The 19,174-nt window shown below is 71.3% G+C and carries 23 protein-coding genes; 9 read left to right on the top strand and 14 right to left on the bottom strand.

All coding sequences use genetic code 11. From position 1 onward, the window contains the following. The first annotated feature begins 12 nt into the window (after positions 1–12). Positions 13–990 (top strand): o-succinylbenzoate synthase, encoded by a 978-nt coding sequence (locus tag ACIPEP_RS04445; protein ID WP_402716607.1) that lies wholly within the window; start codon positions 13–15, stop codon positions 988–990. A gap of 263 nt (positions 991–1,253) precedes the next feature. On the opposite strand, the gene ccsB is transcribed toward ACIPEP_RS04445, so the two are convergent. From ccsB to ACIPEP_RS04415, 6 genes are all read right to left on the bottom strand, one after another. Continuing rightward, positions 1,254–2,240, bottom strand: coding sequence for a c-type cytochrome biogenesis protein CcsB (gene ccsB / locus ACIPEP_RS04440; RefSeq protein WP_071302648.1), 987 nt, complete (start codon positions 2,238–2,240; stop codon positions 1,254–1,256). Positions 2,241–2,245: 5 nt separating this feature from the next. Continuing rightward, the gene (locus ACIPEP_RS04435) at positions 2,246–3,937 is read right to left on the bottom strand and encodes a cytochrome c biogenesis protein ResB (protein WP_261647093.1); all 1,692 of its coding nucleotides are present in this window, start codon (positions 3,935–3,937) and stop codon (positions 2,246–2,248) included. Continuing rightward, positions 3,921–4,619, bottom strand: a complete 699-nt coding sequence (locus tag ACIPEP_RS04430; RefSeq protein ID WP_071296728.1) for a cytochrome c biogenesis CcdA family protein — start codon at positions 4,617–4,619, stop codon at positions 3,921–3,923. The genes ACIPEP_RS04435 and ACIPEP_RS04430 overlap by 17 nt, the downstream gene beginning before the upstream one ends. 45 nt (positions 4,620–4,664) lie before the next feature. Next, a complete protein-coding gene (locus tag ACIPEP_RS04425; RefSeq protein ID WP_402716606.1) occupies positions 4,665–5,282 on the bottom strand; it encodes a TlpA family protein disulfide reductase in 618 nt (205 codons plus the stop codon). After that, the gene (locus ACIPEP_RS04420; protein WP_071296702.1) at positions 5,279–5,935 is read right to left on the bottom strand and encodes a histidine phosphatase family protein; all 657 of its coding nucleotides are present in this window, start codon (positions 5,933–5,935) and stop codon (positions 5,279–5,281) included. Before ACIPEP_RS04420 ends, ACIPEP_RS04425 begins: the two co-directional genes overlap by 4 nt. 68 nt (positions 5,936–6,003) lie before the next feature. Beyond that, entirely contained in the window at positions 6,004–7,494 is a 1,491-nt protein-coding gene (locus ACIPEP_RS04415; protein WP_402716605.1) for a SulP family inorganic anion transporter, read from the bottom strand. A 53-nt stretch (positions 7,495–7,547) separates the two neighbouring features. On the opposite strand from ACIPEP_RS04415, the gene ACIPEP_RS04410 reads away from it, so the two are divergent. Together ACIPEP_RS04410 and aspS are read left to right on the top strand one after the other, a co-directional pair. Continuing rightward, complete coding sequence (locus tag ACIPEP_RS04410) at positions 7,548–7,922, top strand: MerR family transcriptional regulator (protein WP_092386645.1); 375 nt, start codon at positions 7,548–7,550, stop codon at positions 7,920–7,922. 228 nt (positions 7,923–8,150) lie between these two features. Continuing rightward, complete coding sequence (gene aspS / locus ACIPEP_RS04405; protein ID WP_402716604.1) at positions 8,151–9,491, top strand: aspartate--tRNA(Asn) ligase; 1,341 nt, start codon at positions 8,151–8,153, stop codon at positions 9,489–9,491. 115 nt (positions 9,492–9,606) lie between these two features. Here aspS and ACIPEP_RS04400 read toward each other — a convergent pair whose 3' ends face one another. The 5 genes from ACIPEP_RS04400 to ACIPEP_RS04380 form a co-directional block, all read right to left on the bottom strand. Then, positions 9,607–9,900 carry a Dabb family protein gene (locus ACIPEP_RS04400; protein WP_071296699.1) on the bottom strand — a complete coding sequence of 98 codons (294 nt, stop codon included), beginning with the start codon at positions 9,898–9,900 and terminating at the stop codon, positions 9,607–9,609. Then, positions 9,897–10,151, bottom strand: coding sequence for a glutaredoxin family protein (locus ACIPEP_RS04395; protein WP_402716603.1), 255 nt, complete (start codon positions 10,149–10,151; stop codon positions 9,897–9,899). The genes ACIPEP_RS04400 and ACIPEP_RS04395 overlap by 4 nt, the downstream gene beginning before the upstream one ends. Positions 10,152–10,223: 72 nt before the next feature. Further along, on the bottom strand, positions 10,224–10,322 hold the full coding sequence (locus tag ACIPEP_RS04390) for a 30S ribosomal protein bS22 (protein WP_003792170.1): 99 nt from the start codon (positions 10,320–10,322) through the stop codon (positions 10,224–10,226). A 118-nt stretch (positions 10,323–10,440) separates the two neighbouring features. Further along, the gene (locus ACIPEP_RS04385) at positions 10,441–10,635 is read right to left on the bottom strand and encodes a helix-turn-helix domain-containing protein (RefSeq protein ID WP_022902482.1); all 195 of its coding nucleotides are present in this window, start codon (positions 10,633–10,635) and stop codon (positions 10,441–10,443) included. Between the two features lie 82 nt (positions 10,636–10,717). Further along, positions 10,718–11,233 carry a helix-turn-helix transcriptional regulator gene (locus ACIPEP_RS04380; protein WP_070418353.1) on the bottom strand — a complete coding sequence of 172 codons (516 nt, stop codon included), beginning with the start codon at positions 11,231–11,233 and terminating at the stop codon, positions 10,718–10,720. A gap of 72 nt (positions 11,234–11,305) precedes the next feature. Between ACIPEP_RS04380 and ACIPEP_RS04375 the strand changes: the two genes are divergently transcribed. Together ACIPEP_RS04375 and ACIPEP_RS04370 are read left to right on the top strand one after the other, a co-directional pair. Next, positions 11,306–12,739: a TrkH family potassium uptake protein gene (locus ACIPEP_RS04375; RefSeq protein WP_402716602.1), complete on the top strand. Its 1,434-nt coding sequence runs from the start codon at positions 11,306–11,308 to the stop codon at positions 12,737–12,739. Further along, entirely contained in the window at positions 12,732–13,424 is a 693-nt protein-coding gene (locus tag ACIPEP_RS04370; RefSeq protein ID WP_175473676.1) for a TrkA family potassium uptake protein, read from the top strand. The genes ACIPEP_RS04375 and ACIPEP_RS04370 overlap by 8 nt, the downstream gene beginning before the upstream one ends. 60 nt (positions 13,425–13,484) lie before the next feature. On the opposite strand, the gene ACIPEP_RS04365 is transcribed toward ACIPEP_RS04370, so the two are convergent. Further along, complete coding sequence (locus ACIPEP_RS04365) at positions 13,485–14,072, bottom strand: TetR/AcrR family transcriptional regulator (RefSeq protein ID WP_402716601.1); 588 nt, start codon at positions 14,070–14,072, stop codon at positions 13,485–13,487. A gap of 51 nt (positions 14,073–14,123) precedes the next feature. On the opposite strand from ACIPEP_RS04365, the gene ACIPEP_RS04360 reads away from it, so the two are divergent. After that, a complete protein-coding gene (locus ACIPEP_RS04360) occupies positions 14,124–15,626 on the top strand; it encodes an MFS transporter (protein ID WP_402716600.1) in 1,503 nt (500 codons plus the stop codon). Here the strand turns inward: ACIPEP_RS04360 and proC are convergent. Then, a complete protein-coding gene (proC, locus tag ACIPEP_RS04355; protein ID WP_402716599.1) occupies positions 15,623–16,453 on the bottom strand; it encodes a pyrroline-5-carboxylate reductase in 831 nt (276 codons plus the stop codon). The genes ACIPEP_RS04360 and proC overlap by 4 nt on opposite strands. 64 nt (positions 16,454–16,517) lie before the next feature. Between proC and ACIPEP_RS04350 the strand changes: the two genes are divergently transcribed. Further along, positions 16,518–17,474, top strand: coding sequence for a cation diffusion facilitator family transporter (locus tag ACIPEP_RS04350; RefSeq protein ID WP_402716598.1), 957 nt, complete (start codon positions 16,518–16,520; stop codon positions 17,472–17,474). A gap of 48 nt (positions 17,475–17,522) precedes the next feature. Then, positions 17,523–17,900 carry a hypothetical protein gene (locus tag ACIPEP_RS04345; RefSeq protein WP_402716597.1) on the top strand — a complete coding sequence of 126 codons (378 nt, stop codon included), beginning with the start codon at positions 17,523–17,525 and terminating at the stop codon, positions 17,898–17,900. 10 nt (positions 17,901–17,910) lie between these two features. Here the strand turns inward: ACIPEP_RS04345 and ACIPEP_RS04340 are convergent, their stop codons facing one another. After that, positions 17,911–18,342, bottom strand: coding sequence for a nucleoside deaminase (locus ACIPEP_RS04340; RefSeq protein WP_402716690.1), 432 nt, complete (start codon positions 18,340–18,342; stop codon positions 17,911–17,913). Positions 18,343–18,418: 76 nt separating this feature from the next. Here ACIPEP_RS04340 and upp point away from each other — a divergent pair, with 76 nt between their 5' ends. Continuing rightward, positions 18,419–19,054, top strand: coding sequence for a uracil phosphoribosyltransferase (upp, locus tag ACIPEP_RS04335; RefSeq protein ID WP_070418346.1), 636 nt, complete (start codon positions 18,419–18,421; stop codon positions 19,052–19,054). Positions 19,055–19,174: the final 120 nt, after the last annotated feature.

Raw genomic sequence — 19,174 nt, 5'->3', positions numbered from 1 at the left:
GATGATGGCCAGGTGCTCCCCGACCTCGACGACCTCCTCTCCGACGCGCACGTGGTGGCGCTGCCCATGCGGGTGCGGTTCCGCGGCATCACGGTGCGCGAGGCCCTCGTCCTGCGCGGTCCGGCCGGGTGGACCGAGTTCTCCCCGTTCGTCGAGTACGACGACGCCGAGGCCGCCGCGTGGCTCCGGGCCGCGGTCGACTTCGGCTGGACGACGCACGAGCCCGCCGCGGACAGCGTCCCCGTGAACGCCACCGTGCCGGCGATCGTTCCGGACGGCGTCGCGGACCTCCTCGCGCAGTACCCGGGTTGCACGACCGCCAAGGTGAAGGTCGCCGAACCCGGCACCACGATCGACGACGACGTGGCCCGCGTCGCCGAGGTCCGACGTGTGATGGGGCCCTCCGCCGCGGTCCGCGTGGACGCGAACGGGCTCTGGGGCGTCGACTCCGCCGCAGAGGCCCTCGAGCGCCTCGCCCCGTTCGACCTGCAGTACGCCGAGCAGCCGTGCCGCACGGTGCCGGAACTCGCCGAGCTCCGGCAGCGGATCGCCGGGCTCGGCGTGCCGATCGCCGCGGACGAGAGCGTCCGCAAGGCCTCGGACCCGCTCGCCGTCGCCCGGGCCGGTGCCGCCGACGTCCTCGTCGTGAAGGCGCAGCCCCTCGGCGGCATCACCGCTGCGCGTGCGGTCGTCGCCGACGCCGGGCTCCCCTGCGTGGTCTCGAGTGCGCTCGACACGTCGGTCGGGCTGGGGATGGGAGCGTTCCTCGCGGCCGAGGCGATGTCGCCCGGGTACGCCGCGGGGCTCGGCACCGCGGCGATGTTCACGTCGGATGTGTCGACGGCACCGCTGCTGCCGGTGGACGGGCGGGTGCCGGTGCGGCGAGTCGAGGTCGACCAGGACCTGCTCGAGCGGAACGCGGCGTCGCCGGAGCGTGCCGCGTGGTGGCTCGCGCGGCTCGAGCGGGTGCACGCGCTCCTCGCCGGCTGACCGGCCGCCCGGCCGCCCGGGTCGGCCCGGTCGCACGACCTGCCGCTCACGCTCGCCGAGGTCGCACGTTCGGTCGTTCCGACGCGCGCCGGGCGACGGATTGCGCGACCTCGCGCTCGCGCCTGGGCTCGCACCGGGGCTCGGGCCTCGGGCTCGCGCCTCGGACTCGCGCCGACGACGGACGGGAGGCGCGGTGCCAGCTGGCACCGCGCCTCCCGTCCGGTGGTGGTCGCGACCCGGGCCGCATCAGCGACCCGTCCGGATCAGAGCCCGGAGTAGCTGTGCAGGCCCTTGAAGAACACGTTCACGACCGAGAAGTTGAACATCACCGCGGCGAAGCCGATGAGGGCCAGCCACGACGACCGCGCGCCACGCCACCCGCGGGTCGCACGCGCGTGGATGTACCCGGCGTAGACCACCCAGATGATGAAGGTCCAGACCTCCTTCGTGTCCCACCCCCAGTAGCGACCCCAGGCGCGCTCGGCCCAGATCGCACCGGCGATGAGCGTGAAGGTCCAGAGGACGAACCCGACGAGCAGGACGCGGTAGGTGAGGACCTCGAGCCGGTCGGCGTCCGGCAGCGTCTCCATGAAGCGGAGCTTGCCCGAGGCGGTCCGCCCCTGGCGGTAGGTCTGCACGAGCTGCGCCACGGCGAGTCCGGCACCCAGGGCGAAGAAGCCCGTGCCGGCGATGGCGACGAAGACGTGGATGACGAGCCAGTACGACTGCAGCGCGGGCTGCAGCGGCACGACGGGCACCCAGTAGTTCACGGTCGCGATGCCGAGCAGGATGATCGTCAGGCCGGTGATGAAGACGCCGAGGAACTTCAGGTTCTGCCAGAACTGCACGAGCAGGAAGATCAGGGTGATCAGCGCCGTGCCGGTCAGCGAGAACTCGAACATGTTGCCCCACGGCACGCGGTCGGCCGCGATCCCGCGCAGGACGACGGACGCGACGTGCAGCACGAGCGCGAGGATCGTCATCGCCATGCCGACCCGCTCGAACTTCGTCCCGCGGCGCCCGGCCCGTTCGTCGGTGACGGCGACCTGCTCGAGGACGACGGTGCCGCCCTGGACGGTCGCGACGGTCCGCTCCGCGCCGACGGCGGGCGCCGCAGCGGCGTCGGACGCAGCCGTCACGTTGCCGGCCCGCTTCGCCATGTCGAGGGCGAACGCGATGAACGCGATGACGTAGACCGCCATGGCGGAGTACGTCAGCACGACCGAGTAGGTCGCGAGGTTCGTGGTCATGTCGTTCACTGGGGCATCCTAACTCCGAGGTCCGACGTGTGGCGCTTGGCGATGTCCGCCACTGCTCGTTCGAGGTTCGGGTCCTCGCCGCGTGCGAGGCCCGCGTACTCGAGGTCGTAGCCCGGCTCGGCGTCGGCGCTGCCGTCGCGGCGCGGCACGACCTTCACCCACACGCGACGGCGCGGGACGAAGAGCGACGTGAGGAGCCCGAGGACGGACAGCACGGCGAAGCCGCCGACCCACAGCTGCGACGGGTCGTGGTGGACGTCGAGCGAGACGTAGCGCTTCACTCCGTCGAACGTGATCGACCCCGCGCCGTCCGGCAGCGTCTTGGTCTGCCCGGGCTTCAGCTCGACGCTGGCGGTCTTGGACTGGCGGCCCGCGATCTGCTGCAGGCCGCTCGTGTCGAGCGTGTAGACGCTCTGCGGGACGCCGTCGTCGAGCCCGAGGTCACCCGTGTAGACCTGCAGGGTCAGCAGCGGATTCTGGTCGTCCGGGTAGGCGCTCGCGTACGCGCCGGTCGAGAGCTTCGACGCCGTCGGGTAGAAGAACCCGACCATGCCGAGCTGGTCCGGCAGCGCGTCCGGCACCTTGATGACGCCGGTCGACGTGTAGTTCGCGTCCTCGGGGAGGAACGGCACGGTGTCCTGGAACGCCACGTTGCCGTCGCCGTCGCGCACGGTGACGTCCATCGCGTAGCCGTTGCCGAGGAGGTAGACGTTGGTGCCGCCGACGCTCACCGGGTCGTTGACGCCGAGTCGGCTCGTCTGCTTGGAGCCGCCCTTCTCCTGCGTCGTGACCGTCGCCGAGTAGTCGAGCGCCTGGCCGAGGGCGTCGAGGTTCCGCTCCTCGTACTTGGTGACGAACTTGTCGAGCGTGAAGTTGTAGCCCTTGAGGTCGCTCTGCTGGAACCAGCGACCGGGGTTGAACGAGTCGTACGAGCCGAGCACGTTCGAGAACGTCTGGCCCTCGACGAGGAGCCGCTGACCGGTGTACCCGAACCCGCCGCCGACACCGACCGCGAGCAGCACGCCCACCAGCGCCGCGTGGAACACCAGGTTGCCGGTCTCGCGCAGGTAGCCGCGCTCGGCGCTCACCGAGTCGCCGAAGCGTTCGACGCGGTAGCCGGAGCGCTTGAGGATCGCCATCGCGCGGGTGACGGCGTGCTCCGGCGTGACGCCCTCGCCGTCGACGGCGACCGAGCGGTAGCCGGCCAGACGGCTCAGGCGGACCGGGGTCTTCGGGGGTCGGGTGCGCAGCGCCTGCCAGTGGTGCTTCGTGCGCGGGACGATGCAGCCGATCAGGGAGACGAAGAGCAGTAGGTAGATCGCCGAGAACCACACCGACGTGTAGGTGTCGAAGACCTGCAGCTTGTCGAGGACCGGGAAGAGCTGCGGGTGGTCCGCCTTGTACTGGACGACGCCGTTCGGGTCGGCCGTGCGCTGCGGGACCAGGGACCCCGGGATCGCCGCGAGTGCCAGGAGCATGAGGAGGAACAGCGCCGTGCGCATGCTCGTGAGCTGCCGCCAGAAGAAGCGGAGGTACCCGACGGCCCCGAGCTTCGGCTGGTTGACGCCGGAGTCGCCCGACCCGCCTGCAGCCGTCTCCGGGCCGGATCCGTCGACGTGGTCCGACGGTCGCTGCGGGTCCGCCGAGGTGTCGGTGGAGTCGATGTCGGGGTCAGACTGCGGGGACAAAGGTCTGGATCACCGCCCCGACGCTCGACATGACGGCCGACCAGATGCCGGTGACCATGAGCAGACCGATGACGATCAGGATCGCTCCTCCGATGATGTTGACGATGCGCATGTGGCGCTTCACGGCGCGGATCGCGCCCGTGGCCCAGCCGGCGCCGAGCGCGACGAGGACGAACGGGACGCCGAGGCCGAGGCAGTACGCGACACCGAGCCACATGCCCTGCCAGGCGCTGCCGGACTGGACGCTGAGCAGGTTGATCGCCGCGAGGGTCGGGCCGAGGCAGGGCGTCCAGCCGAGCCCGAACACGATGCCCAGCAGGGGCGCACCGACCAGGCCGGTCGCGGGCGTCCACCCGGGCTTGATCGTGCGCTGCAGGAAGGTGAAGCGGCCGACGAAGACGAGACCCATCGCGATGACGACGACGCCGAGGATCTGCGTGATGAGGTCGCGCCACCGGACGAGCCAGAACCCGAGCGCGCCGAAGACCGTCGTGTACGCCACGAACACCGCGGTGAAGCCGAGGATGAACAGCAGCACCCCGAGCACCACGCGACCGCGGCGCTGTCCGCCCTCGGCGACGCCGCCGACGTAGCCGAGGTAGCCCGGCACGAGGGGCAGCACGCACGGGGACAGGAACGACACGAGCCCGGCGAGTGCCGCGACGGGGAGCGCCACGGCCATCTGCCCGCTGAGGATCGCGTCGGCGAAGGGGTTGCTGGACACGGGTCAGGAAGCCTTGCCCGACAACTCGTCGGAGACGAGCGTGTTCAGGATGCCCGGGCCGTCGACCGCACCGAGGACGCGGGCGGCGACGCGGCCCTGCTTGTCGAGCACGATCGTGGCGGGCACGGCGTTCGGGGCGATCTGCCCGGAGAGCGCGAGCTGCATCGCGCCGGTCTTCTGGTCGAGCACCGTCGGGTAGTCGACCTTGAAGGTGCGCTCGAACGCCTCGGCGGTGGCCTGCTCGTCACGGACGTTGACGCCGATGAACTGGACGTCGTCGTCGGCGAACTGGTCGTGGACCGTGTTGAGGTACTTCGCCTCGGCACGGCACGGCGGGCAGCCGGCGTACCAGAAGTTGAGGACGACGACCTTGCCCTTGAGCTCCTTCGACGACAGGGTCTCGCCGTCGATGTCCTTCGCCTCGAAGTCGACCGCGTCGGTGCGCTTGTCGGCGGCGACCTCGGTCACGGCGCCGTCACCGGAGATGTAGTTCTGGGTCGTGCCGCTGCCGTACTGCTTCGACAGCGAGTCGTTGTCGGACGAGCACCCCGTCAGGACGAGGGCGGCGGTCACCGCCGTCGCCGCGACCACCGCGAACCGCTTGCTCCTGCTGGTGATCACACTGCTCCTTCGTCGATGGCGGTCGCGCGCAGGGCCTGCGCCGGGTCCGCGTACCCGACTTCGGTGAACCGACCGGACGAGGTGGCGGGTACACGCTCGACGGTGGTGATGCTGGAGAGGTCGCAGCGTCGCTTGCGCGGGTCGTGCCAGAGCTGCTCGCCGGCGAGACGGCGGTGCACCATCCAGATCGGCAGCTGGTGGCTGACGAGGACGACGTCACCGTCGTCGACGCTCTCCCACGCCGTGGCGATCGCCGCGAGCATCCGGTTCGCGATGGACTCGTACGCCTCGCCCCAGCTCGGCCGGAACGGGTTCGCGATCCAGGGCCACTCGGCCGGGCGTCCGAGCGAACGCTTGGTGAAGCCCGGGGGCTGTCCCTCGTACCGGTTGGTCGGCTCGATGAGCCGCTCGTCGAGGGCGACGTCGAGCCCGAAGGCCTCGGACCAGGGCGCCGCGGACTCCTGCGTGCGCTGCAACGGCGAGGCCACGATCCGCCGGACGTCGACGCCGGCGTCCTTCCACGCGGTCGCGGAGGCGAGGGCCATCTGCTTGCCGAGGTCGCTCAACCCGAAGCCGGGGAGCCGCCCGTAGAGGACACGGTCCGGGTTGTGCACCTCGCCGTGACGGACGAGGTGGATTCGGGACGCGGGCATGGGTTCCAGTGTAGGTCGCTCAGGGGTTCCCACCGCCCGCACAGGGGATTCACCGGATGCGGAACCACTCAGCCCAGTTCGCCGGAGAGCCGCCCGTGGAGCGCCGTGGACCCGGTGTTGAGGTGCACCACCTCGACCGTCGACCCGTGCTTGGCGAAGCGCTGCTCGACCCCGTCGAGGGCCGCGACCGTGCTCGCGTCGAACACGTGCGCGTCGGACATGTCGATGACGACGTGCTCGGGGTCCTCGGCGTAGGAGAAGCGGGTGACGAGGTCGTTCGACGAGGCGAAGAACAGCGCCCCGCGGACCCGGTAGCGGACCGTGTGCTCGTCGACGACCTCACGCGCGACGGTCACCACGTGGGCGGCTCGGCGGGCGAAGACGAGCGCGGCGACGACCACCCCGACGAGCACGCCGGTCGCGAGGTTGTCCGTGGCGACGACGACCACGACGGTGATCACCATCACCGCGGTCTCGCCGAGGGGCATCCGCCGGAGCGTGCGGGGTCGGATGCTGTGCCAGTCGAAGGTGGCGACGCAGACCATGATCATCACGGCGGTGAGCGCGGCCATCGGGATCTCGGCCACGAGGTCGTGCAGGACGATCGTCAGCACGAGCACCGACGCTCCGGCGGCGAACGTGGAGATGCGCATCCGGGCCCCGGCCGTCTTCACGTTGATGACGGTCTGGCCGATCATCGCGCAGCCGCCGGTACCGCCGAAGAAGGCCGACGCGACGTTCGCGATGCCCTGGCCCCACGACTCACGCCACTTGCTCGAACCGGTCTCGGTGATCGAGTCGACGAGCTGCGCGGTGAGGAGCGTCTCGATGAGCCCGACGATCGCGACGCCGAACGCGTACGGCGCGATGGTCTGCAGCGTGTCCAGCGAGAACGGCGTGGTGATGCCGCTGAACCCGGGCAGCGCGCTCGGCAGCGCACCCTCGTCGCCGACCGTGGGCACAGCGACGCCGAACAGGATCGTGATCGCGGTGATCACGACGACGGCGACGAGCGGTGCCGGGACCGCCTTCGTGACGAACGGGAACCCGATGATGACGGCGACGCCGAGCGCCGTGAGCGCCCAGACCACCGCCGGCACGTCCGGCCCGAACAGGTTCGGCAGCTGCGCGGTGAAGATCAGGATGGCGAGGGCGTTCACGAACGCGACGTTCACGCTGCGCGGGATGAACCGCATCAGCCGGGCGACCCCGAGGAAGCCGAGCACGATCTGGATGAGGCCGCCGAGGACGATCGTCGGGACGAGGTACGCGATCCCGTGGTCGCGCACGAGCGGGGCGATCACGAGCGCCACGGACCCGGCAGCGGCGGAGATCATCGCCGGACGGCCACCCACGATCGAGATCACGACGGCGATGACGACGCTCGAGAAGAGCCCGACCGCCGGGTCGACCCCGGCGACGACCGAGAAGGAGATCGCCTCGGGGATGAGGGCGAGCGCGGTGACGATCCCGGCGAGGACCTCGCGCGTGAGGAGGCGGGGCGAACGCAGGGCGCTGAGGACGCTCGGAGCGGTGGGAGCGTGGGTGGTCACGGACATCGCCCTGAACTCTACCCTCACGTGAGGGTAGGGTCGTCCCCGTGAGCACCACGATGCACATCGGCGAACTGGCCGACCGCGCCGGGATGTCCCTCCGCACGATCCGGCACTACGACGAGGTCGGGCTGCTCGTGCCGAGCGGACGGACGACCGGCGGGTTCCGGGTCTACACGGAACAGGACCTCGAACGGCTGCTCGTGATCCGGCGGATGAAGCCGCTCGGGTTCACGCTGGACGAGATGGCCGAGCTGCTCCGGGTCGTCGACGGTCTGGCCGCGAAGGACCCCGGGGACGCGCCTGCGCTGGCCGCACGGCTCGACGAGTTCCTCGTGGACGCGCGGGCGCGGCACGCGAAGCTCGTCGAGCGTGCGGGCATGGCCGAGGAGTTCATCGGGACGCTCGGCACCCTGCGCGCTTCACTCCCGTGACAGCTCCCCCGCCGCGGGCGGCCGGGCCGCGAGCCCCTCGACCCCTGCCGTCGTGCGGGGCCTCCCTCCAGCTCGCGACCCGGCCACGTCAGGAACGCTCCGGAGACATCGGACCCGGCCCGCGCCTCCAGGCCCACCCTGTGGACGATGCCGGACGCCAGCCGACCTGTGGAGGGACGAACGCACCCGACGACGGCGCCCGAGGCGCACCCGGTAGACTCGACCACCGTGATCGAACGCACCCGCATCGCCGACCTCGCCGCACGCCCCGACGGCCCCGTCTCCGTCGCCGGATGGGTGGAGACCGTCCGAGACCAGAAGAAGGTGCAGTTCGTCGTCCTCCGTGACGAGTCCGGCGCCGCACAGCTCGTCAACCCCGCCACGCGCGAAGCGGTCGAGGGCGACGACGCCTCCGCCGCTGCACTCGCGACGACCGAGGCGATCTCCGGCCTCGCGCACGGCACCTTCGTGCACGTGCAGGGCACCCTGAAGCACGACGAGCGCGTCAAGCTCGGCGGGCTCGAGGTCAAGGTCGGCGACCTGACCGTCATCAGCGCCGCCATCCCGGAGACCCCGATCGCGGACGACTCCTCGCTCGACAAGCGCCTCGACTGGCGCTTCCTCGACCTGCGCAACCGCAAGCAGAACCTCATCTTCCGCATCCAGACGACGATGGAGCACGCGTTCCGCACGTACTGGGTCGAGCGCGACTACATCGAGATCCACACCCCGAAGCTGATGGCCTCGGCGTCGGAGTCGCGTGCCGAGCTCTTCCAGCTCGAGTACTTCGAGACGACGGCGTACCTCGCGCAGTCGCCGCAGAACTTCAAGCAGATGGCGCAGCCGGCCGGCTTCGGCGCGGTGTTCGAGATCGCCGACGCCTTCCGTGCGGACCCGTCGTTCACGAGCCGCCACGCGACCGAGTTCACGAGCATCGACGCCGAGATCTCGTGGGTCGAGTCGCACGAGGACGTCATGGCCATGCACGAGGAGCTCCTCGTCGCCGGCTTCACCGCCGTCAAGGAGAAGTACGGCACCGAGATCGAAGAGGTCTTCGGCTTCGAGTTCGTCGTCCCGACCGCACCCTTCCCGCGCGTGACCCTGGCCGAGGCCCGGAAGATCGTCGCCGACAGCGGCTACGAGGTCGTCCGCGCCGACGGTGACCTCGACCCCGAGGGCGAGCGCCGCGTGAGCGCCTGGGCGAAGGAGACGCACGGTTCGGAGTTCGTCTTCGTCACCGACTACGACGCGTCGATCCGCCCGTACTACCACATGCGTCACGCCGACGACCCGACGCTCACGAACAGCTACGACCTGCTGTTCAACGGCGCCGAGATCTCCACGGGTGCACAGCGCGAGCACCGTGTCGACACCCTGACGGCACAGGCCGTCGAGAAGGGCCTCGACCCCGAGGAGCTCGGCTGGTACCTCGACTTCTTCCGCTACGGCGTGCCGCCGCACGGCGGGTTCGGCATGGGCCTGGCGCGCGTGCTCATGCTCGCGCTGCACGAGCCGTCGATCCGCGAGGTCACGTACCTGTTCCGCGGCCCGACGCGCCTGACCCCGTAGTCCGCGGCACCGCCGCCGGCCTTCGTGTGCAGAAATGGTCGCTTCCCGAGTCGGGAGGCGACCATTTCTGCACACGAAGGGAGCGCGGCGCGCGGCGCGGGCCTGGACGCGCGGCTCAGCTCTCCCAGTCGATGGCCGCCCGCCCCGTGACCAGGCCACGGATCTCCGCTGCCGCGGCCTGGTGCTGCGGGTGCACCTGGTACTCGTCGAGGCCGGCGAGGTCGTCGAAGGTCGCCACGACGGCGACGTCCTGGTTCTTCCCCGGGTAGGCGACGTTCTCGACGACCTGCAGGGAACGGATCGAGTCGACGGTGCCGATCAGCCCGACGAGGAGCTCGCGGATCCGCTCGACGGACTGTGCGCGGTCGAGGTCCTCGCGCAGGGTCCAGGAGACGACGTGGTGGATCATGCGCGGGCCTCGGCCTTCTCGAGGGCACGCTGGAGCCGGTCGGCGTCGATGTGCCAGTTGCTGTGGACACGCCCGTCGACCAGGACGACCGGGATGTCCTCCGCGTACTCCAGACGGAGGGCGTCGTCGTCGAGGATGGACAGCTCCTGCAGGGTCGTCCCCGGGTGTTCGGCCACGACGCGTTCGACGACCGGTCGGGCGTCGTCGCAGAGGTGGCAGCCGGGCTTGGTCAGCAGGGTCACGGCGGGCATGGGACCACCATATCCGCCCCCGGAAACGCGAAAGCCCCGGCGAACCGGGGCATGACGCTGCAGGCTCGGGGCCTACTTCTTGTTGCGACGCTGGTGGCGCGTCTTGCGAAGCAGCTTGCGGTGCTTCTTCTTCGCCATGCGCTTGCGACGCTTCTTGATGACAGAACCCATACGGACCTCACTCGGACTGATGTTGTGTGGACACCGGGCCAACGAGACCGCGGAAAAACAACCCCGCCGAGTCTAGCGGAGGCCTGACGCGATGTCGAACGGGCCGGTTCGGACCCGCCTAGCCGACGTCGGCGATGCCACCGCGCAGGACGTCCGCGACGGCGGACTCCGGGACGCGGAAGGACCGGCCGAAGCGGATGGCGGGGAGTTCCCCCGCGTGGACCATGCGGTAGACGGTCATCTTGGAGACGCGCATCATCTCGGCGACCTCAGCGACGGTGAGGAAGCGCACGTCGTCGAAACTGCCGGTCATGGTCCGCCTTCGGGAAATCGGTGTGACCTGTGTGGTCACTGGCAACTGTAGGGGCCGGTGCGACCCGGTGTCCAGGTCCCGTTCAGTCCTCGTCGCCACGACGCGTGAAGCGCTTCCGGCTGCGGTCGACGACCCGTTCCCAGCCCTGCTGCGCGCCGGACAGCGCCGCGGTCGCGCGGTAGGACGCCTCGGCCATCACGCGGCCGAGCTCGGTGCCGACCTCGACCGTGGCCTTGCCCGCCGTGCCGGAGCGTCGGACCGAGACCGGTTGCCCGTCGAGCGTCCAGGCCGTCGTGGCCGGGGTGCCGTCGGCGTCCACCGCGCCGGTGAACGGGAGGACCCACTCCTCGATGCCGACGAGCGGCTCCGGGTCGAGGCGGTAGTAGCGGTGCTGCCCCTCTTCGCGGCTCGTCACGAGGCCGATGTCGCGGAGCACGCGCAGGTGCTTCGACACGGTCGGCTGGCTGACACCGAGGCGTTCCACGAGCTGGCCGACGCTGAGCTCGCCGCCGGTGACGTCCGAGCCGTACGCGGACAGGAGCGTCCCGAGCAGCTCACGCCTGGTGGGGTCCGCCACGACGCTGAAGATGTCGGCCATGGGGCAAGGCTAGCCGGGGCGTCACGGATGTACCATGACGAACCGTCCCGCCCATGTCCACGGAGGCATACGATGCTCGACCGACACGAGCCGCCGTCCCGCTCGGCGGGAGCGACCCGTCGACGGCCGTCCCGTCTCGGCTCCGCCCTCCGCTCGTCGCCGTCCCGCTTGGCGATCGTCGTCTTCGTGGCGCTGATCTTCGTCTTCACGAGCCTGTTCATGACGCCGTGGGCCGCGGCGGACGGACGCTCGACGCACTTCGCGGACGCTCTCTTCACCGCGGCGTCGGTGGTCTGCGTCACCGGGCTCGCCACCGTGGACATGGCGACGCACTGGTCGGTGTTCGGCAAGACCCTCGTGGTGATCGGCACGCAGATCGGGGCCGTGGGCGTCCTGACGTTCGCCTCGATCCTCGGCCTCTTCGTCACCCGGAAGCTCGGACTCCGCGCGAAGCTCATGGCGGCGGGCGACTCGAACCCCCTGCGGACCCACCACGGCGCCGTGCCCGAGGGCCAGGCCGTCCGTCTCGGCGAGGTCGGCACCCTGCTCGCGACGGTCGCGGTGAGCACCCTGTCGATCGAGATCGTCCTCGGGCTCCTCCTGCTGCCGTCCGTGCTCATCGCCGGGATGCCCTTCTGGACGGCGGTCGGGGACTCCTTCTACTACGCGGCGATGGCGTTCACGAACACCGGCTTCGCGCCGAACGCCAGCGGACTCACCCCGTTCGCGCACGACTACTGGTTCCTCTCGCTGCTCATGGTCGGCGTGGTCGCCGGCTCGATCGGCTTCCCGGTGATCCGCGCCGTGACGAAGCAGCTCCGCACGCCGCGCCGCTGGCCGATCCACGTGAAGCTCACGCTCGCGACGAGCGCGGTCCTGCTCGTCGGCGGCGCGGCCGTGTACATCGCGCTCGAGGCATCGAACCCGACCACCTTCGGCGAGGAGGGCGCTGGCCGCACGGCGTTCCAGGCCCTCTTCCTCTCCACGATGACCCGGTCCGGCGGGTTCTCCCTCGTCGACTTCGACCAGCTGAACGGGTCGAGCCTGCTCGTCACGGACATGCTCATGTTCATCGGCGGCGGCTCGGCCTCGACCGCCGGCGGCATCAAGGTCACGACGCTCGCGGTCCTGTTCCTCGCCGCCGTCGCCGAGGCCCGCGGGCGCCAGAGCATGGAGGCGTTCGGCCGGCGCATCCCGAGCGACGTCCTGCGCGTGGCCGTGGCGGTCGTGCTCTGGGGCGCCACCATCGTGGCCGTCGCGACCGTCGTGCTCCTGCAGATCACCCACGAGTCCCTCGACCGCGTGCTGTTCGAGGTCATCTCGGCGTTCGCGACGTGCGGGCTGTCCTCCGGAGTGTCCGCGAACCTGCCCGAGTCCGGCAAGTACGTGCTCGCGGCGACGATGTTCCTGGGCCGTGTCGGTACAGTGACCATCGCCGCTGCACTGGCCGCCAGCCAGAGCCGGCAACTGTTCCGCCGTCCCGAGGAGAGGCCGATCGTTGGCTGACCGCAACCGTCCGCACCCGCTCGGTGCCGTCAGCCACGACGCTCCGGTGCTCGTCATCGGCCTCGGACGGTTCGGCGCCGCCACCGCCGGGCAGCTCGAGCGGCAGGACCGCGAGGTCCTCGTCGTCGACACCGACGCCGGCCTCGTGCAGAAGTGGTCGGACCGCGTCACGCACGCGGTGCAGGCGGACGCGACCGACATCGACGCCCTGCGGCAGATCGGTGCGCAGGACTTCCCGATCGCCGTCGTCGGGACCGGCAGCGACCTCGAGTCGAGCGTGCTCATCACCGCGAACCTCGTCGACCTCGGCATCCCGCAGATCTGGGCGAAGGCGATCAGCCGGTCGCACGGCACGATCCTGTCCCGCATCGGCGCGAACCACGTCGTCTACCCCGAGCGCGAGGCCGGCGAACGCACCGCGCACCTGGTGTCCGGCCGGATGCTCGACTTCATCGAGTTCGACGACGACTTCGCCGTGGTCAAGATGTTCCCGCCGGCGTCGGTCCGCGGCAAGGACCTGGCGACCACGGTGATCCGCACCCGCTTCGGCCTGACCGTGCTCGGCATCAAGACCCCCGGCGAGGCCTTCGTCCCGGCGACGCCGGAGAGCGTGATCGGCCAGAACGACGTCATCATCGTCTCGGGGACCGAGAGCGCGCTGGAACGGTTCGCCGCCCTGGAGTGAGGACGGGACGGACAGGAGGCGCGGGGCGGGCCCGCACCGTCCCTCCAGTCCGTCAGCCGGTCACGTCGCGGACGCGACGCCGTCCCGGAGTGCGCGGAAGAGCCGTTCCAGTCCGGCGCGGTGCGCCGTGACGACGGTGTCGTCGTCCTCCCCCGCGAGGACGGCACGTGCCGTCCCGACGAAGACCGTGGCGTAGCCGGCGACGAAGAGCGCTGCGAGGAGTCGGTCGCCGACGGCGTCCCCGAGCGCGCGCTGCGCCCCCGCCACGAGCTCGAGCGCGCGCGACTGCAGGGCGGACGAGTCGGCGATCGTCCGGAAGAACGCGTGTGCGCCGGGCGCCAGCCCGGAGACCGGCGCGCGCTCGTCGACCAGGCGCAGTGCGAGCGCCTCGAGCCCGTCGAGCGCCTCGTCACGCGGAACGTCCTCGACGGCTGCGACGAACAGCGCGACCGTCTCGGCGGAGCGGTCGAGGAACAGGTCCTCCTTGCGCGGGAAGTGCTTGAAGACCGTGACGCTCGAGACCCCGGCGGCCCTCGCGACCTGCGCGACGGTGACGCCGTCGAAGCCGTGCTCGGCGAACATCCCGGACGCGGTCTCGGCGATCCGCGCACGGGTCTCCGGCCCACCGCGGGGCGCGCTCCTGGGCATGCGGACTCCTCGTTGATTGGCTCACTCAGTTTACTGACTTAACCTAGACGCATGAACGCCGTCCGGTCCCCCCACTCTTCCCGATCCCTGCGCGGATCGCGTGTCGCCCTCGCCGGGCTCGCCGCGGTCTTCCTGTTCGAGATGCTCGACAACTCCGTCCTGAACGTCGCGCTCCCCACGATCGGTCGTGAGCTGCAGGTCGGCGCGACCGGGCTGCAGTGGGTGACGACGGCGTACTCGGTGGTGTTCGGCGGGCTCATGCTCGCTGCGGGTGCCGTCGCGGACCGGTACGGCCGACGCCGGGTGATGCTCGTGGGGCTCGTGCTCCTCGGGCTGGCGAGCCTCGCGACCGCGTTCGTCACCACCGCCGACCAGCTGATCGCCGTCCGGGTCGCCACCGGGATCGCGGCGGCGATGACCACCCCCGGGTCGATGGCCCTCGCGTTCCGGCTCTTCGACGACGACGAGCGGCGGGTCCGGGCGATCACGGTGATCTCCACCGTCGGGCTCGTCGGGCTCGCGGTGGGGCCGACGGTGGGCGGACTCGTCCTCGCCATCGCGCCCTGGCAGGTGCTCCTGCTCGTCAACGTCCCGATCGCCGCACTCGCGTTCGTGGGGATCCGCGTCGGCGTCACCGCGGACGACCCAGCGGGGCTGCACCGGGCTCCCGTGGACTGGACCGGAGCGGCACTGGGGACCGTGACGATCATCCTCGCCCTCGTCGCGCCGACGCGGTTCGCCGACGGCGGGCTCGACGACTGGACGGCCTGGGCGGCCACGGCCGGCGCGATCGGCGGCGGCGTCTGGTTCGCCGTGCGACAGTGCCGCGTCGAGCACCCGCTGCTCGACCTCGCGCTCGTCGCCCGGCCGCTGGTCTCGAGCGGCCTCGCGTACAAGGCGGCCACGGGCCTCGCGGTCGCGGGCCTCGGATACCTGGTGACGCTGCACCTGCAGCTCGCCTGGGGGTGGCCGCCGGCCCTCGCCGCGATCGGCATGCTCCCACAGGTCGCCGTGCTCGTGGCCGGGAGCGCGTTCGTCGGACCCTTCGTCCGGCGCGTCGGACTCGGGCACGCCGCCTGGTCGAGTGCGGCCGCCGTCGTCGTCGGGCTCGCGGTGTACACGCTGCTCGGGCCGCTCGGCTACGGGTGGATCGCCCTGGCGCTCGTGCTCGTCGCCGCCGGCATGCGGGTCGTGGGGGTGGTCGCCGGCACGAACGTCCTGCGCGGGCTGCCGGAGGACCGCACGACGATCGGTGCCGCCCTCGTCGACACCTCCTCCGAGGTGGCCTCGGCCGTCGGGGTGGCGATCGCCGGCACGGTGCTCGGTGCCGTGTTCACCGGGTCGCTCACCGCGACGCCGTGGACCCACGCCCAGGGTGTGGCGTTCGACCGCGCGGTGACGATCGGCGGGTCGGTGCTCACCGTGCTCGCCGGGGTGCTCGTCGTCTGGGCGATGGTCCGGGCCGGACGTGCCCGACCGACCGCGCCGTCCCCGGCTGCCGAGGGCGTCGCGTCCGAGGGGCGGCCCGAGGAACACCAGCCCGCTGGTCGCTAGCCCTTCGCCAGCTCCTCGGCGCGGGCGATCGCCGCGCGGGACGCCCGCTCGAACGTCCCCGCCAGGTCGGCGTCCTGCAGCACCGCGACGGCACGCTCGGTGGTCCCCTTCGGGCTCGTGACGGCCTTCCGCAGGTCGGCGGGCTCCTTGCCGGAGGCGGCGAGCAGTTCGACGGCACCGCGGAGCGTGCCCTGCACCATCGCCTCGGCCTGGTCGTGGGAGAACCCGAGCGACTCGGCGGCCTGCTGCCACTGCTCCACGAGGAGGAAGACGTAGGCGGGCCCGGAGCCCGAGACGGCGGAGAGCGCATCGAGCTGGGACTCCGGCACCTCGATCACGACACCGGACGCGGCGAACACGGAGGACGCGAGCGCGACGGCGTCGGCGTCCGCGGAGGCACCGGCGCTGATCCCGGTCACCCCGTGCCCGACGCCGATCGGCGTGTTCGGGAGCGCTCGGACGACCCGGACACCGGTCGGCACCTTCGCCTCCATGCTCGCGGTCGTCGTCCCCACGGCGACGCTCACGACGACGGTCCCCGGCTCGAGGTCCGCCGAGACCTCGTCGAGCAGGTCACCGATCGCGTAGGGCTTCACCCCGAGCACGACGAGCGACGCGCCGCGCACCGCTGCCCGGTTCGCGTCGGGGTCGGTGTCGGTGGCGGTGGCGTCCAGGCCGCGCTCCCGGTGTGCCGCGGCGGACTGCTCCGACTTCGTCGTCAGGGTCACGGTGGCCCGGTCGAGACCGGCGGCGAGCAGGCCGTCGAGAACCGCGCCGGACATGGAGCCGACGCCGAGCAGGGCGGTGCGGGGCAGTTCGATCGTCATGCCCCAGACCCTACCGAGCGCCCTCGCCTAGGATCGTCCAACAGATCGGGAGAAGGGGACAGCTGTGAGCGCTTCTGGAGGCACGAGGGCGATCCTCGCCGCACTCGGTGCGAACGTCGGGATCGCGATCGTGAAGTTCATCGCCGCGGCGATCAGCGGTTCCGCGTCGATGCTGGCCGAGGGCGTCCACTCGCTCGCCGACTCCGCCAACCAGCTCCTCCTGCTCCTCGGCGGCCGTCGGGCCCGGCGCGCCGCCGACGAGGAGCACCCGTTCGGCTACGGGCGTGAGCGCTACGTGTACGCGTTCGTCGTGTCGATCATCCTGTTCTCGGTCGGCGGGGTGTTCTCCCTCTACGAGGGCATCGAGAAGCTCACCCACCCGCACCCGCTGGAGAACTGGTGGCTGCCGCTCGTGGTGCTCGTCATCGCGATCGGGCTCGAGGGCTTCTCCCTCCGCACCGCACTGAAGGAAGCACGACCGCAGAAGGGCCGGCAGAGCTGGGTGCAGTTCATCCGCCGCGCCAAGGCCCCGGAGCTCCCCGTCGTGATGCTCGAGGACACCGCGGCACTGCTCGGCCTCGTCTTCGCCCTGTTCGGCGTCGGCCTCACCGCGATCACGGGCAACGGCGTGTTCGACGCGATCGGCACGATCTTCATCGCCGCGCTGCTCATCGCCGTGGCGGTCGTGCTCGGCATCGAGACGAAGAGCCTCCTCGTCGGCGAGGGTGCCACCGCGGCCGACGTCGAGCGCATCAAGCACGCGGTGCTCGACGGTCCCGAGGTCGACTCGATCATCCACATCAAGACCCTGTACCTCGGCCCCGACGAGCTCATGGTCGGCGTGAAGGTCGCGGTGGACGGCGACCGACGGCTCGGCGACGTCGCCGCGGGCATCGACACGGTCGAGCACCGGGTGCGCCAGGCGGTGCCGATCGCACGCGTCATCTACGTCGAACCCGACGTGCTCCGGACGGGCCCCCGCCCGCCGACCGAGGCGATCGTGATCCGCGCCGCAGACTAAGGGGAACCTTGTTGGCGAGCGCCGTGGCCGGTCATCCACGATGGTCACATGTCGGCGCTCTTCAGCATCCTGCTCGTCCTCCACTTCCTCGGTCTCGCTGCCGTCATCGGTGCCTTCCTGGTGCAGGTCCGCCGCAAGGGCGGCTTCCAGACCTCCTGGCCGATCGCGGGCCTCGTCGTGCAGCTCGTCACGGGCCTCGGGATGATGGGGATCATCGACGCGACGCAGGACGGCGGCGCGAACCACGTCAAGCTCGGCGTGAAACTCGTCATCGCGGCGGTCGCGCTCGTGCTGGCGCTCGTCGCGCAGGCGCGTCAGAAGCGGGCGGACGCCGGCACCGCGACGGCGAAGGCCGCCCTGCCGTTCTTCCACTCGGCCGGGGCGCTCGCGATCGTCAACGTGTTCGTCGCGGTCCTCTGGAAGTGACGCCCACAGGTCAGCGACGCTCGGCGAAGAACGCGTCGAGCAGCGCGGCGCACTCCCCCTCGAGCACCCCGCCGATCACCTCGGACCGGTGCGGCAGCCGGCGGTCCCGCGCGACGTCGTAGACGCTCCCGCTCGCGCCGGCCTTCGGGTCCCACGCGCCGAACACGATCCGCGGCACCCGGGCCGCCATGACCGCACCGGCGCACATCGGGCACGGCTCGAGCGTCACCACCAGGGTGTGCTCCTCGAGGTGCCAGTCACCGATCGCCGCCGCGGCCGCCCGGAGCGCGAGGACCTCGGCGTGTGCCGTGGGGTCCTGTTGCGCCTCGCGCTCGTTCCGTCCCACGGCGATGACCGCGCCGTCCCGGTCGAGGACGACCGCCCCCACCGGGACGTCCCCGGTCGCGAGGCACGCGCGGGCCTCGTCGAGCGCGCGTTCCATCGCGGGGACGAACGGGCGGGCGGCGGGTGCTTCCACGGAACCTCCTGGCGGTCGGCAGCACGGTAGGCTCGACCCTATGCGAGTCCACGTCGCCGACCACCCGCTCATCACCCACAAGCTCTCGGTGCTCCGCGACCGTACGACGCCGTCCCCCACGTTCCGCGCCCTCACCGAGGAGCTCGTCACGCTCCTCGCGTACGAGGCGACGCGCAACGTCCGGGTCACCGCGACGCCGATCGACACCCCGGTGGCACACACCATGGGCGTCTCGATCGCGAAGCCGCGCCCGCTCGTCGTGCCGATCCTGCGTGCCGGGCTCGGCATGCTCGAGGGCATGGTCAAGCTCGTCCCGACGGCCGAGGTCGGCTTCCTCGGCATGGCGCGCAACGAGGAGACCCTCGAGCCGCAGACCTACGCCGAGCGCCTGCCCGACGACCTCTCCGGCCGGCAGTGCTTCGTCCTCGACCCGATGCTCGCGACGGGCGGCACCCTCGCGGCCGCGATCGACTTCCTGTTCGACCGCGGTGCGGAAGAGGTCACCTGCGTCTGCATCCTCGGCGCGCCCGAGGGGCTCGCCGCGGTCGAGGCCGCCGTGGGCGACCGCAACGTCTCGATCGTGCTCGGCGCGCTCGACGAGAAGCTCGACGAGAACGGCTACATCGTTCCGGGCCTCGGCGACGCGGGCGACCGTCTCTACGGTCTCGCCGAGTAGACGCGACCACCATCGGACAGGAGGCGGGGGGGGCGCGGGGGCCGCGCCCCCGGGGCGGCGCGGGGGGGGGGGGGGGGTGCGCGGCGGGCGGGGGGGCGGGGGTCCGGAGCGTGGGTGGGC

This window comes from Curtobacterium sp. NPDC087082, assembly GCF_044745045.1.
In the GTDB taxonomy this organism is placed as follows: domain Bacteria; phylum Actinomycetota; class Actinomycetes; order Actinomycetales; family Microbacteriaceae; genus Curtobacterium.
Note: the sequence above shows the minus strand (reverse complement) of the source record. Positions and strands in the feature narration are given on the sequence as shown.

What these genes read in the sequence shown, in the direction of transcription:
- ACIPEP_RS04360 (WP_402716600.1), top strand. Translation starts at nt 14,124, where the DNA reads ATGAACGCCGTCCGGTCCCCCCACTCTTCCCGATCCCTGCGCGGATCG.
- ACIPEP_RS04345 (WP_402716597.1), top strand. Translation starts at nt 17,523, where the DNA reads ATGTCGGCGCTCTTCAGCATCCTGCTCGTCCTCCACTTCCTCGGTCTC.
- ACIPEP_RS04340 (WP_402716690.1), bottom strand. Translation starts at nt 18,342, where the DNA reads ATGGAACGCGCGCTCGACGAGGCCCGCGCGTGCCTCGCGACCGGGGAC.
- ACIPEP_RS04385 (WP_022902482.1), bottom strand. Translation starts at nt 10,635, where the DNA reads ATGACCGGCAGTTTCGACGACGTGCGCTTCCTCACCGTCGCTGAGGTC.
- ACIPEP_RS04430 (WP_071296728.1), bottom strand. Translation starts at nt 4,619, where the DNA reads ATGGCCGTGGCGCTCCCCGTCGCGGCACTCGCCGGGCTCGTGTCGTTC.
- ACIPEP_RS04375 (WP_402716602.1), top strand. Translation starts at nt 11,306, where the DNA reads ATGCTCGACCGACACGAGCCGCCGTCCCGCTCGGCGGGAGCGACCCGT.
- ACIPEP_RS04365 (WP_402716601.1), bottom strand. Translation starts at nt 14,072, where the DNA reads ATGCCCAGGAGCGCGCCCCGCGGTGGGCCGGAGACCCGTGCGCGGATC.
- ACIPEP_RS04410 (WP_092386645.1), top strand. Translation starts at nt 7,548, where the DNA reads ATGCACATCGGCGAACTGGCCGACCGCGCCGGGATGTCCCTCCGCACG.
- proC (WP_402716599.1), bottom strand. Translation starts at nt 16,453, where the DNA reads ATGACGATCGAACTGCCCCGCACCGCCCTGCTCGGCGTCGGCTCCATG.
- upp (WP_070418346.1), top strand. Translation starts at nt 18,419, where the DNA reads ATGCGAGTCCACGTCGCCGACCACCCGCTCATCACCCACAAGCTCTCG.
- ACIPEP_RS04420 (WP_071296702.1), bottom strand. Translation starts at nt 5,935, where the DNA reads ATGCCCGCGTCCCGAATCCACCTCGTCCGTCACGGCGAGGTGCACAAC.
- ccsB (WP_071302648.1), bottom strand. Translation starts at nt 2,240, where the DNA reads ATGACCACGAACCTCGCGACCTACTCGGTCGTGCTGACGTACTCCGCC.
- ACIPEP_RS04395 (WP_402716603.1), bottom strand. Translation starts at nt 10,151, where the DNA reads ATGCCCGCCGTGACCCTGCTGACCAAGCCCGGCTGCCACCTCTGCGAC.
- ACIPEP_RS04390 (WP_003792170.1), bottom strand. Translation starts at nt 10,322, where the DNA reads ATGGGTTCTGTCATCAAGAAGCGTCGCAAGCGCATGGCGAAGAAGAAG.
- ACIPEP_RS04415 (WP_402716605.1), bottom strand. Translation starts at nt 7,494, where the DNA reads ATGTCCGTGACCACCCACGCTCCCACCGCTCCGAGCGTCCTCAGCGCC.
- ACIPEP_RS04380 (WP_070418353.1), bottom strand. Translation starts at nt 11,233, where the DNA reads ATGGCCGACATCTTCAGCGTCGTGGCGGACCCCACCAGGCGTGAGCTG.
- ACIPEP_RS04400 (WP_071296699.1), bottom strand. Translation starts at nt 9,900, where the DNA reads ATGATCCACCACGTCGTCTCCTGGACCCTGCGCGAGGACCTCGACCGC.